This window comes from Rathayibacter sp. Leaf248, from assembly GCF_920939495.1.
In the GTDB taxonomy this organism is placed as follows: domain Bacteria; phylum Actinomycetota; class Actinomycetes; order Actinomycetales; family Microbacteriaceae; genus Rathayibacter; species Rathayibacter caricis.
In genome coordinates this window covers 1,145,300-1,157,757 of the sequence record NZ_CAKLAV010000001.1, presented here as the reverse complement: position 1 = coordinate 1,157,757, position 12,458 = coordinate 1,145,300, and the positions used below count along the sequence as shown (strand labels likewise).

The following is a 12,458-nucleotide window of genomic DNA, read 5'->3' as shown; positions in this document are numbered from 1 at the left end:
CCGCCAGGGTGGACGCATGACCAGCATCCCCACCCTCCCGCTCAACGACGGCACCTCGATCCCGCAGCTCGGCTTCGGCGTCTTCAAGGTCGACCCCGACGAGACGGAGCGCATCGTGTCCGAGGCGCTCGAGGCCGGCTACCGGCACATCGACACGGCCGCGATCTACGGCAACGAGGAGGGCGTCGGCCGTGCGATCGCCTCCTCCGGGCTCGCGCGCGACGAGCTCTACGTGACCACGAAGCTGTGGAACGGCGACCAGGGCCGCGACACCGCGCCGGGAGCCCTCGACCGCAGCCTCGAGAAGCTCGGCCTCGACTCCGTCGACCTCTACCTCATCCACTGGCCCAGCCCCGCGCAGGACCGCTACGTCGAGAGCTGGGAGGCGATGCAGGAGCTGCAGGCGGCCGGCCGCACCCGCTCGATCGGCGTCTCGAACTTCCTCGTGCCGCACCTGGAGCGCCTGCTCGCCGAGACCGAGGTGGTGCCCGCCGTCGACCAGATCGAGCTGCACCCGTACCACCAGCAGCCGACCGTGACGTCGTTCGGCGCGCAGCACGGCATCGCGACAGAGGCGTGGGGCCCGCTGGGGCAGGGCAAGTACCCGCTGCTGGAGCTGCCCGTGATCACCGGAGCCGCGGAGGCGCACGACGTGACTCCGGCCCAGGTCGTACTGCGCTGGCACCTCGACCGCGGGCACATCGTGTTCCCCAAGTCGTCGACGAGGGCGCGCATCGTCGAGAACATCGACGTCTTCGGCTTCGAGCTGACCGACGACGAGCGGGACGCCATCACGGCCCTCGAGCGGGCCGGCCGCGTGGGCGGCGACCCGAACGAGGTCGCGTAGGACCGGCAGAGCGGCGTCAACCCGCGCGCCCCGCGAGCGTGACCCGGGTCGCGTAGGGCATCCCGACGCGGTCGCCCGGCAGCCCCTCCACCACTCCCGACACCGCGGCGAGCACCGCAGCCCGCTCCTCCTCCGGCAGGGCGATCACGTAGCTCCGCGAGGCGAACATGTCGAGCAGGGCGGCGCGCTCGAGCTCGAACGTCCAGTCGAACGCCGCGAAGGCCCGGCGCACCAGCGCAGGTCCCAGCGGCGGTTGCAGCGTCTCGAAGCGCTCCGCGGGGGAGGAGCCGGCCACCTCGCCGAGGCGGCGCACCCACGGCACGCTCTCGTCGCGGATGTTCCAGACGAGAGCCGCGACTCCGCCCGGCACGAGCACCCGCGCGATCTCCTCGCTCGTCCGGACGGGATCGACCCAGTGCCAGGCCTGCGCGATCGTCACGAGCTCGACCGATGCGCTCGCGAGCGGGATCTCCTCCGCAGTGCCGGGCAGCGCGGTCACCGAGGGCAGCGACTCCACCAGCCGCCCGCGCATCGCGCCGTCGGGCTCCACGGCGGTGACGTCGAGACCCCGCGCCACGAGGGACGCCGTGAACTTGCCGGTCCCCGCACCGAGGTCCAGCGCGCGCAGGCGATCGGAGGCGTCCGCCCCGGCGGCACGAGCGCGCTCCGGCAGACGAGCGCCCGGCGCCCGGGCCGGCGCGTGCGCCACGATCCAGTCGACCGCGTCGTCCGGGTAGCCGGGCCGCCCGCGGTCGTAGGCGTCGACGGCACTGCCGAAGGAACGGGCGGGATCCTGCTGCGTCATGCCTCCGAGGCTACGAGGCCGCGGTGCAGCACGTCGATCGCGTAGCCGTACCCCGCGATGCCGGCCCCGACGATCACGGCGACCGCGATGTCCGAGAGGTAGGAGCGGTGCCGGAACTCCTCGCGGCGGTTCACGTTGCTGATGTGCACCTCGACCATCGGGAGCTCGGTCGCCAGCACGGCGTCGCGGATCGCGATCGAGGTGTGGGTGTAGGCGCCCGCGTTGAGGACGACCCCCGAGCAGGTGCTGCGCGCCGCGTGGAGGCGGTCGATGATCGCGCCCTCCGAGTTCGCCTGGAAGAACTCCACGTCGAGGCCCAGGGCGCCGGCGCGATCGGTCGCGAGCGACTCGACGTCGGCGAGCGTCGCCGAGCCGTACAGCTCGGGCTCGCGCGTGCCGAGCAGATTCAGGTTCGGTCCGTTGACGACGAGGATCGGGAGGGTCACGCTCCGACCCTAGCGTCGAGGATCCTCACTCCACCGGAGCGAGCGCCGCGAGGTCCAGGGGGAGCGGCGGCAGCTCCGCGCGCAGGCGGATCAGCTCGAGGGCGTGGGCATCCAGTCGGCGGTCCTCGTCGGTCACCTGCTCGAGCTGCGGTACCGGCTCCGCGGTGCCGTCCGGTCCCGGCACCACGAAGACGCTCATGCACTGGGTCGTGAGCTCGAGCTCGCCGGTGCGCGGGTCGCCCGAGCGCACGTGGATCGCGAGATGCATGCTCCGGCCGCCCGTGTGGATCAGTCGCGCCTCCACCTCCACGAGGTGACCGATGCGGACCGGGCGGTAGAAGTGGATGCCGCCGGAGTAGACCGCCACGGCGTCGCGCCCGCTCCAGCGCTGCGCGACCGTGTCGGCCGCCTCGTCGATCCAGCGCATGACGATGCCCCCGTGCGCGTTGCCGCCCCAGTTGACATCGCCGGGGGCCGCGAGGAAGCGGAAGACGATCCGCGGTCCGGTGCCCTCGTCGGTGTACCGCTGCTCCCGCATCACCTCGTGCAGCGCCCGCCGCCCGGCGATGCGGGCCGCGGCGCCCTCGGCGAGCGCGCCGTCCTCGATCGAGCGCGGCCGCCACTCCGGCACCGCGCGCGGCCGCTTCTCGCCGTCGACCGCAACGAAGATCAGGAGGCAGTGGGTGGCGGGCTCGTAGACGCCCGTGCGCGGATCCGCCTGGCCGACCCGGACGAGCACGTGCATGCTGCTGCGTCCCGTGTGGATCACCTGCGCGCTCGCCTCGATGAGGTTGCCCACGACGATCGGCCGCGTGAAGTGCACGTTGCCGACGTAGGCGGTGACGCAGTACCCGCCGCTCCAGCCGACGGCGCAGGCGTAGCCCGCCTTGTCGATCCACTCGAGCACGCGGCCGGCCTGGGCGCTGCGGCCGTCGGCGGTGGCGTCCTGCGGGGCGGCGAGGAAGCGGAGGGTGATGCGGTCGGTCATGTGCTCCAGTGTTCCTGCTCCGCGGCGATCCGCGGTTGTGAAGGACGTGGACCCGCGGAAGGGGATGCGAGAAGGGGGATGCTCCTCCCGCGGGCCACAGGGTGCGCAGGCGCGGAGCCTGCGAGTCGGGTCAGACCGCGGGCTCCGCGGTGAGCTCTTGCGCGAGCAGCCGGAAGCGGAGCGCCGCCAGCTCGGCGGTGAGCTCGGCGGGGAGCCGGTCGCCGAACTTCGCGAAGAACTCCTCGGTCAGCGCGCACTCGTCCAGCCACGCCTCGACCGGCACGGCGAACAGCTCGCGCTTCACAGCGTCCGACAGGTTCAGCCCGTGCGTGTCGATCTGGACGGGCAGGTCGCCCAGAGGGCTGCGCCGCGCGTCGGCGGCCCCCTCGAGCCGGCGCACCAGCCACTGGATCACCCGGGCGTTCTCCCCGAAGCCCGGCCAGAGGAAGGAGCCGTCGGCACCCTTGCGGAACCAGTTCACCTGGAAGATCGCGGGCGCCTTCGCGCCGAGGTCCTCGCCGACCGCGAGCCAGTGCGCGAAGTAGTCGGCCATGTTGTACCCGCAGAAGGGGAGCATGGCGAACGGATCGCGGCGCAGCTCGCCGACGGTCCCCTCCGCCGCAGCGGTCTTCTCGGAGGCGATGGTCGCGCCGAGGAACACGCCGTGCTGCCAGGAGGTGGCCTGCGTCACGAGCGGCACGTTCGTCGCGCGGCGGCCGCCGAAGACGATCGCGTCCAGCGGCACGCCCTCGAAGGCGTCCCAGTCGTCCGACAGCGACGGGCACTGCAGCGCGGGCGCCGTGAAGCGGGCGTTCGGGTGCGCGGCCGGCGTCGACGAGGCGGGCGTCCAGGGCTCGCCGCGCCAGTCGGTCAGCCGCTCGGGCACGTCGTCGGTGAGCCCCTCCCACCACACGTCGCCGTCCTCGCGCAGTGCGACGTTCGTGAAGATCGTGTTGCCCCAGAGGGTCTGCACGGCGTTGGGGTTCGAGGTCTGCCCGGTGCCGGGAGCCACGCCGAAGAACCCGGTCTCGGGGTTCATCGCCCAGAGCCGCCCGTCCTCGCCCTTCTTCATCCAGGTGATGTCGTCGCCGAGCGTCTCGACCCGCCAGCCGGGCAGGGCCGGCTGCATCATCGCCAGGTTCGTCTTGCCGCAGGCGCTCGGGAACGCGGCGGCCACGTGGTAGCGACGGCCCTCGGGCGAGACGATGCGGATGAGGAGCATGTGCTCGGCGAGCCAGCCCTCCTCGCGGCCCATCGCCGACGCGATGCGCAGCGCGAAGCACTTCTTGGCGAGCAGCGCGTTGCCGCCGTAGCCGGAGCCGAACGACCAGATCTCGCGGGTCTCGGGGAACTGGGTGATGTACTTCGTCTCGTTGCAGGGCCAGGCGACGTCCTCGCGGGTCGTACCGTCGGCGTCGCGCAACGGGAAGCCGACCGAGTGCACGCCGCGCACGAAGGCGGTGTCCTCGGTGAAGGCGGCGAGCGGCTCCGCACCGACGCGGGCCATGATCCGCATGTTGAGCACCGCGTAGGCGGAATCGGTGAGCTGCACGCCCAGCTGCGACAGCGGACCGCCGACCGGGCCCATCGAGAACGGGACGACGTACATCGTGCGGCCGCGCATCGAGCCCGCGAAGTACGGAGCGATCTCGGCCTTCATCGACGACGCCTCGCGCCAGTTGTTGGTCGGGCCCGCATCGGCCTCGTCGGTGGTGCAGATGAAGGTGCGGTCCTCGACGCGGGCGACGTCGTCGGGATCGGTGCGCGCCAGGAACGATCCGGGGCGCCACTCCGCGTTCAGAGCGATCAGCTTGCCCTCCTCGACCATGCGACCGGTCAGCCGGTACCACTCCTCGGGGGAGCCGTCGGTCCACTCGACCGCGTCGGGCTCGAGGATCGCGGCCATCTCGCGCACCCACCTGCGCAGAGCGAGGGGAGCGGGGGGTACGACCGGCGCGGGCGTCGCCGTGGGCGCGGTCAGGGTGTTCGGCTCGAGCCGCACGGTGTTGGTGAAGATGGTCATGGTCGCTCCGCTTTCTCGTGTGTCGTCGTCGACGGGTGGGGAGTCGGCCTCGATCAGTCGTCTGCGTCGAGGGGCGTCGTGTGGCGCCTGGAGCCAGAATGGAGGAGGATCGGGGTGTCTTGACGGGGTCCGACCCGTCAAGAACAGCCCTTTTTCTCCGTACGTCACAACCGATCGCAGGAGCTCGACGTGACAGACCCCTCCGCCGCCCCCACCGGGACCGACGCCGCGCTGCTCGGGCAGCGCATCCGCCACTTCCGCACCCGTCGGGGCCTGACCCTCGGTCAGCTCGCCGAGCGCGTGGGCGTCTCGGGGAGTCAGCTCTCGCTCATCGAGACCGGCCGCCGGGAGCCGAGGCTCTCCTTGATGCAGGGCCTGGCCACGGCGCTCGGAGTCGAGCTGGCCGCTCTGCTCTCGGACGAGCCGCCGAGCGAGCGCGCCGCGCTCGAGATCGAGCTCGCCCGCGTGCAGAAGGGCTCGCTCTACCGCTCACTGGGGCTGCCCGAGTTCAAGGTCAACAAGGGGCTCACGACGCCCGTCCTCCAGGCGTTCCTCGGCGTCTACCGCGAGCTGGCGCGCCGCAGGAACGAGGCGAGCGCCACGCCGGAGGAGGCGCGGCGCGCCAACACGGCGCAGCGGCTGCAGCTGCGCGACAGCAACGCCTACCTGCCCGAGATCGAGACGGTCGCCGGCGAGATGCTGCGGACCGTCGGGCACCGCGGGGGAGCGCTGACGCACAGCTCGGTCTCGCGGATGGCGCGGCACCTCGGCTTCGAGATCATCCACGTCGGCGATCTGCCCCACTCCGCCCGGTCGGTGATCGACCTGGCCAACGGCCGCATCTACCTCCCTCCCGCCTCGATCCCCGGCGGGCACGGTCTGCGCGCGCTCGCGCTGCAGGCCATGGCGCACCGGCTGCTCGGGCACGAGCGCCCGGTGACCTACGCCGACTTCCTCCGCCAGCGCCTCGAGATCAACTACTTCGCCGCCGCCTGCCTCATGCCGCTCGAGCCGGCGGTCGCGTTCCTGCAGGAGGCGAAGCGCGGCCGCGACATCTCCGTCGAGGACTTCCGCGACGGCTTCGGCGTCACCCACGAGGCGGCCGCCCTGCGCTTCACGAACCTCCTGACCTCGCACCTCGACATCCGGATGCACTTCCTCCGCGTCCTCGGCGACGGGTCGATCCAGAAGGCGTACGAGAACGACGATCTGCCCCTGCCGACCGATGTGACGGGGGCGGTGGAGGGACAGGTGGTCTGCCGCTACTGGTCGGCCCGCTCCGCGTTCAGCCGCACCAACCGCACGACCGAGTACTACCAGTACGTCGACACCCCCGCCGGCACGTTCTGGTCGGCGTCGCAGACGGGCACGACGGCGACGGAGGAGTTCTCGATCACCGTCGGCGTGCCCTTCGCCGAGGCGCGCTTCTTCCGCGGTCGGGACACCGACCGCCGCGAGCAGTCCCGCTGCCCCGACGAGTCGTGCTGCCGCCGCGCACCGGCGGACCTCGCCGCCCGCTGGGACGGCAACGCCTGGCCGAGCGCGCGCCTGCACGCCCACGTGCTCGCCCCGCTGCCTTCCGGCACGTTCCCCGGTATCGACGACGCCGAGGTCTACGAGTTCCTCGACTCCCACGCCCGCGAGTCCTGACCTCTCCGCCGTCGCGCGCCGCGAGAAGCCGCGGCGGACCGACCGGAGTGGCCTCTCGGGCGCGCCGCCGGGCGTCAGTCCGCGATCAGCGCGCGCGCAGTGCCCTCGTCGAGGATCAGGTCGGTGATCAGCCCGGCCGCCAGCGCCCCGCGCAGACCCGGGAGCTTCGACGCCCCCGACACCACGCAGATCCGGCGCGCCGCGCGACGCACCGTGGAGAGGTCCGGGCCGCTTGCACGTTCGTTCATGGGGATGTCGTCCCACGTCCCGTCGGCGCGGTAGAACACCGTCGCCACGTCGCCGACGACCCCCGACGCGCTCAGAGACGTGAAGTCGTCCGGCTCGAGGTAGCCGCCGATGTAGACCTTCGACGGCACCGCCGCGAACGGCGAGCCGAGGCCGAAGAGCGCCACGTCCATCCGCTGCTGCAGCTCGAGCACCCGCTTGGTCGACCGCTCGCGCCAGACTGCCTGCTTCGTCAGCGGATCGTCGAAGAACGCCTGCACCGGGAACTGCTGCACCTTGGCGGCGTACGCGTCCCCGAAGCGGCGGAGGATCTCGCTGGAGTAGTTGATGCCGGTCGTCTCGGTGTTGCCCGCTCCGTTCAGCTGCACGATCTGGGTGTTGTGGGTCTCCTTGGCGATGAGGTGGCGGCTGATCGCGCTCATCGTCGAGCCCCAGGCGATGCCGACGATCATGTTGGAGTCGATGAACTGGCCGAGGATCCGCGCCGCGGACAGGGCGACCCGCTCGAGCCGGTCGATCTCGCTCGTGTGGTCCGGCACCGGCACGATGTGCGCGGTGATGTCGAAGTGCGCGCGCACCTCCGCCGAGAGAGCACTCGCGCGATCGAGCGGGGAGCGGATCTGGATGTCGACCAGCCCGGTCGCGCGGGCGTGCGAGAGCAGCCGCGAGACCGACGAGCGCGACGTGTGCAACTCGTGCGCGATGGCGTCCATCGTCAGGTCCTGCATGTAGTAGAGCTGGGCGGCGCGGAGCGCGTCCCGCGTCTTGTCGGGGTGGGTCGCGTGCGTCGTCTCGTCGAGTTCGACGACCGGTCGGACAGGGGTCACTGATGCTCCTTGCACGTATTTCCACCCGTCTTGACCGGATGTGTTCCCGGGTCAAGGATGGCTGTATTCCTTCGCGAAATCAATCGTCCACCTCGGGTGCCGAGACTGATGCGGAGGCTGGTCGAAGAACCACTGGACGAAATCACACACGACACGAAGGCGAGTACGAAGTGGCACAGTCTGTCGGAACTCCCGGAACCCCCGCGATCCGCGAGAGCGTCGCCGCCCTGCGGGACACCCCCCGAGCGACCGTCCTCGTGATCGGCGGTGGCATCAACGGCATCGGAACCTTCCGCGAGCTCGCGCTCAACGGGGTCGACGTCGCGCTCGTCGAGCGCGGCGACTACGTCTCGGGCGCCTCCAGCGCCTCGAGCCACATGATCCACGGCGGCATCCGCTACCTCGAGAACGGCGAGTTCCGTCTCGTCAACGAGGGCGTGCACGAGCGCAACGGTCTGCTGAAGATCGCGCCGCATTACGTGAAGCCGCTGCAGACCACCATCCCCATCTACTCCACTTTCTCGGGCATCCTCGCGGCCCCGCTGCGCTTCCTGACGCACAAGTCGGGCAAGCCGCAGGAGCGCGGCGCGCTGCTGATCAAGGTCGGCCTCACGCTGTACGACTTCTTCTCGCGCGACGGAGGCGTCGTCCCGCGCCACCAGTTCCACGGGCGCAAGCGCTCGCTGAACGAGCTGCCGAAGCTCGATCCGAAGATCAAGTACACCGCAACCTACTTCGACGCCTCCGTGCACGAGCCGGAGCGCCTCGCGCTGGACGTCCTCCGCGACGGGCTCGTCGGAGGAGCGAAGGCCCGTGCGGCGAACTACGTCGAGGCCGTCGGCACCTCCGAGGGCGGCGTCCTGCTGCGCGACCGCGAGAGCGGCGAGGAGTTCGCCTTCCAGGCCGACGTCGTCGTCAACGTCTCCGGCCCCTGGACCGACTTCACCAACACCGCGCTGGGCACCACCACGAAGTTCATGGGCGGCACCAAGGGCTCGCACATCGTCCTCGACAACCCCGAGCTGGTCGAGGCCTGCGAGGGCCGCGAGATGTTCTTCGAGCACAGCGACGGCCGCATCGTCCTCATCTACCCGCTCAAGGGTCGCGTGATGGTCGGCACCACCGACATCGAGGCCGACCCGAACGAGCCGTCGGTGTGCACGGAGGAGGAGATCGACTACTTCTTCGACCTCGTGAACCACGTGTTCCCCTCCATCCCGGTGACCCGCGAGCAGATCGTCTTCAAGTTCTCCGGCATCCGCCCGCTGCCGCGTCACGACGACGAGGCCCCCGGCTTCGTCTCCCGCGACTACCGCATCGAGCCCTCGACGCTGCCCGGCGGGAAGACCCCGGTCCTCAGCCTCGTCGGCGGCAAGTGGACGACGTTCCGCGCCCTCTCCGAGCACCTCGCCGACGAGGTCTTCACGAAGATCGGAGTGACGCGCCGCGTCTCGACCGTGAAGACGGCCATCGGAGGCGGCAAGGGCTTCCCCCGAACCGACGCGTCCCGCGCGCAGTGGATCAGCCAGCACCGCTCCGGCCTGTCCTCGGCCCGCACCGGCCAGCTGCTCGAGCGCTACGGCACCCGGGCGAAGGAGGTCATCGAGGCCCTGGCCGACGGCCACGACGAGGCGCTCGACTTCGACAAGGACTTCACCACCGGTGAGATCCGCTACCTGGCGCAGCGCGAGAGCGTCGTGCACCTGATCGACCTGGTCATGCGCCGCACCAACCACGCCTTCACCGGCGGTCTCAGCCGCGAGCTCCTCGAGGAGCTGGCCGAGCACACCGGAGCCGTCCTGGGCTGGGACGACGCGAAGCGCGCCGAGGAGGTCGACGCGACCATCTCGCACCTGAAGAAGTACAACGGCGTGGACGTCGGAGGCACCTCCGTCCAGACGCCGACCGCCGTCCCCGCGTCGTAAGCGGAGACAGGCGGAGCGAAGCGGAAGTCCCGGCACGAGCACGATCGCGCCGGGACTTCCGTGGTTTTACGCACGAACGTGCACGCGTCGCTCCTTGTCGGAGTGCCGGGGCGCGGATAACTTCACACACGTCGGGCATCGGTGCTCGACTCGGATGCGTGCGCGCGTCCGCTCGAATCGGAGGAAAAGGTCATCGTGGACAATCTCGGAGTGGTGTTCCTAGCGGAGCTGGTGGGGACGGCGTTGCTCGTCCTCCTGGGCTGCGGCGTCGTCGCCAACGTCGCGCTGGTGAAGAACAAGGGTTTCAACGGCGGGTTCCTGATGGTGAACATCGGATGGGGCTTCGCGGTCTTCTCCGGTGTGATCGTCTCGTACAACTCGGGCGCGCACCTCAACCCCGCGGTCACGCTCGGCCTAGTCGCGAGCGGCGCTGAGGAGTTCGGCTCCGGCGTCCCGGTCAACATCGTGTCGATCCTGTCGTACATCGCCGCGCAGCTGCTCGGTGCGATCCTCGGTGCCGTCTTCTGCTGGCTCGCGTACAAGCAGCACTTCGACGAGGAGCCCGACCCCGCCAACAAGCTCGGCGTCTTCTCGACCGGCCCGGCGATCCGCTCCTACGGCTGGAACTTCGTCACCGAGGTCATCGGCACCTTCGTGCTCGTCTTCGTCGTCATCGGATTCGGCGGCGGTCGTCAGGGCGACGGCGGACTCGCCGCGCTCGGCGCGCTGCCCGTCGCGATCCTGGTGATCGCGATCGGCGCCTCCCTCGGCGGCCCGACCGGCTACGCCATCAACCCGGCCCGTGACCTCGGCCCCCGCATCGCCCACGCGCTGCTCCCGATCAAGGGCAAGGGCTCGAGCGACTGGTCCTACTCGTGGGTGCCGATCGCCGGCCCGATCGTCGGTGGACTGCTCGCCGGCTGGTCCTCGCTGGTCCTGCTCCCCATCCTCTGACGCGCTCCGCGCCGCTTCCTCCCACACTCGTTACGAAGGAGTACTTGCACATGGCTGACTACGTCATCGCGATCGACCAGGGGACGACGTCGTCCCGCGCGATCATCTTCGACAAGAAGGGCTCGATCGTCTCCACCGGTCAGAAGGAGCACGAGCAGATCTTCCCCCGCGCGGGCTGGGTCGAGCACGACCCGATCGAGATCTGGAACAACGTCCGCGAGGTCATCGGCCAGGCGCTCTCCCGCGCCGACCTGACCCGCCACGACATCGCCTCGGTCGGCATCACCAACCAGCGCGAGACCGCGGTCGTCTGGGACAAGACCACCGGCAAGCCCGTCTACAACGCGATCGTGTGGCAGGACACCCGCACGCAGTCGATCGTCGACCGCCTCGCGGGCGACGAGGGAGCGGACCGCTTCAAGTCGATCGTCGGCCTCCCGCTCGCGACCTACTTCTCGGGCACCAAGATCGTCTGGATCCTCGAGAACGTCGAGGGTGCGCGCGAGAAGGCCGAGGCCGGCGACCTGATCTTCGGCACGACCGACACCTGGGTCCTCTGGAACCTGACCGGCGGCATCGACGGCGGCGTGCACAAGACCGACGTGACCAACGCGTCGCGCACGCTGTTCCTCGACCTCGAGACCCTCGAGTGGCGCGACGACATCCTCGAGGCGTTCGGCGTCCCGAAGTCGATGCTCCCCGAGGTCTGCTCCTCCTCCGAGGTGTACGGCCACGTCGAGTCCTCGTCGCTGCTGCGCGAGGTGCCCATCGCGGGCATCCTGGGCGACCAGCAGGCCGCGACCTTCGGCCAGGCGGCGTTCGATCCGGGCGAGGCGAAGAACACCTACGGCACCGGCAACTTCCTCATCTTCAACACCGGCACCGAGATCGTCCATTCCAAGAACGGCCTCCTCACCACCATCGGCTACAAGCTCGGCGACGGCGAGGTGCACTACGCACTCGAGGGCTCGATCGCGGTCTCCGGCTCGCTCATCCAGTGGCTGCGCGACAACCTGGGCCTCATCGGCTCGGCGCCCGAGGTCGAGGCACTCGCCGCGACCGTCGAGGACAACGGCGGCGCCTACTTCGTGCCGGCGTTCTCGGGTCTCTTCGCTCCGTACTGGCGGTCGGATGCGCGCGGTGCGCTCGTCGGCCTGACCCGTTACGTGAACAAGGGCCACATCGCCCGCGCCGCGCTCGAGGCGACCGCGTTCCAGACCCGCGAGGTGCTGGACGCCGTCAACGCCGACTCCGGTGTGCCCCTGCAGGAGCTCAAGGTCGACGGCGGCATGATCGCCAACAACCTGCTCATGCAGTTCCAGGCCGACATCCTCGGCGTCCCGGTCGTCCGCCCGGTCGTCGCCGAGACCACCGCGCTCGGAGCCGCGTACGCCGCGGGCCTCGCCGTCGGCTTCTGGGAGAACCTCGACGACCTGCGCCAGAACTGGCAGGAGGACTCGCGCTGGACCCCCTCCATGGACCAGGACGAGGCCGCCCGCCAGTACCGCCTCTGGAAGAAGGCCGTCACGAAGACCTTCGACTGGGTCGACGAGGACGTGTCGTAATCGATTCCACGGCGGTCCCCGCCCGCCGTGGCGCAGTCGGCTCTCGCGCGCGGTCGCGATGTGAAGAGCGTCTTGCGTCCGGCTACGTCGGAACGCTCGCACGCGTTCCGCCGGTTCGCCTCGTGTAGCGCGGCGATCGAGAACGCCGGCCTCAGGATCGGTGAAGCGCCTCGGCGCGGCCT

General features: G+C 70.4%; 10 protein-coding genes. 5 read left to right on the top strand and 5 right to left on the bottom strand.

Features of this window, described 5'->3' with window-relative positions; translation table 11 throughout:
• Positions 1–16: 16 nt before the first annotated feature.
• Positions 17–847 (top strand): aldo/keto reductase, encoded by an 831-nt coding sequence (locus tag LRG51_RS05625; RefSeq protein ID WP_230671586.1) that lies wholly within the window; start codon positions 17–19, stop codon positions 845–847.
• Positions 848–863: 16 nt separating this feature from the next.
• On the opposite strand, the gene LRG51_RS05620 is transcribed toward LRG51_RS05625, so the two are convergent.
• The 4 genes from LRG51_RS05620 to LRG51_RS05605 form a co-directional block, all read right to left on the bottom strand.
• Entirely contained in the window at positions 864–1,652 is a 789-nt protein-coding gene (locus LRG51_RS05620; protein ID WP_055787952.1) for a class I SAM-dependent methyltransferase, read from the bottom strand.
• A complete protein-coding gene (aroQ, locus tag LRG51_RS05615) occupies positions 1,649–2,098 on the bottom strand; it encodes a type II 3-dehydroquinate dehydratase (protein WP_055787954.1) in 450 nt (149 codons plus the stop codon). Before aroQ ends, LRG51_RS05620 begins: the two co-directional genes overlap by 4 nt.
• Before the next feature lie 25 nt (positions 2,099–2,123).
• Positions 2,124–3,086 carry an acyl-CoA thioesterase gene (locus LRG51_RS05610; RefSeq protein ID WP_230671584.1) on the bottom strand — a complete coding sequence of 321 codons (963 nt, stop codon included), beginning with the start codon at positions 3,084–3,086 and terminating at the stop codon, positions 2,124–2,126.
• A 130-nt stretch (positions 3,087–3,216) separates the two neighbouring features.
• Positions 3,217–5,109, bottom strand: a complete 1,893-nt coding sequence (locus LRG51_RS05605) for a phosphoenolpyruvate carboxykinase (GTP) (RefSeq protein ID WP_230671582.1) — start codon at positions 5,107–5,109, stop codon at positions 3,217–3,219.
• 189 nt (positions 5,110–5,298) lie between these two features.
• On the opposite strand from LRG51_RS05605, the gene LRG51_RS05600 reads away from it, so the two are divergent.
• On the top strand, positions 5,299–6,759 hold the full coding sequence (locus LRG51_RS05600) for a helix-turn-helix domain-containing protein (RefSeq protein WP_230671580.1): 1,461 nt from the start codon (positions 5,299–5,301) through the stop codon (positions 6,757–6,759).
• A gap of 74 nt (positions 6,760–6,833) precedes the next feature.
• On the opposite strand, the gene LRG51_RS05595 is transcribed toward LRG51_RS05600, so the two are convergent.
• On the bottom strand, positions 6,834–7,733 hold the full coding sequence (locus LRG51_RS05595; RefSeq protein ID WP_077223710.1) for a sugar-binding transcriptional regulator: 900 nt from the start codon (positions 7,731–7,733) through the stop codon (positions 6,834–6,836).
• 269 nt (positions 7,734–8,002) lie between these two features.
• Between LRG51_RS05595 and LRG51_RS05590 the strand changes: the two genes are divergently transcribed.
• The 3 genes from LRG51_RS05590 to glpK all read left to right on the top strand — a co-directional run bounded on the left by LRG51_RS05590 (position 8,003) and on the right by glpK (position 12,276).
• On the top strand, positions 8,003–9,757 hold the full coding sequence (locus LRG51_RS05590; protein WP_230671578.1) for a glycerol-3-phosphate dehydrogenase/oxidase: 1,755 nt from the start codon (positions 8,003–8,005) through the stop codon (positions 9,755–9,757).
• Positions 9,758–9,952: 195 nt separating this feature from the next.
• Positions 9,953–10,711, top strand: coding sequence for an MIP/aquaporin family protein (locus tag LRG51_RS05585; protein ID WP_082481105.1), 759 nt, complete (start codon positions 9,953–9,955; stop codon positions 10,709–10,711).
• Positions 10,712–10,761: 50 nt separating this feature from the next.
• Complete coding sequence (gene glpK / locus LRG51_RS05580; protein WP_055787968.1) at positions 10,762–12,276, top strand: glycerol kinase GlpK; 1,515 nt, start codon at positions 10,762–10,764, stop codon at positions 12,274–12,276.
• Positions 12,277–12,458: the final 182 nt, after the last annotated feature.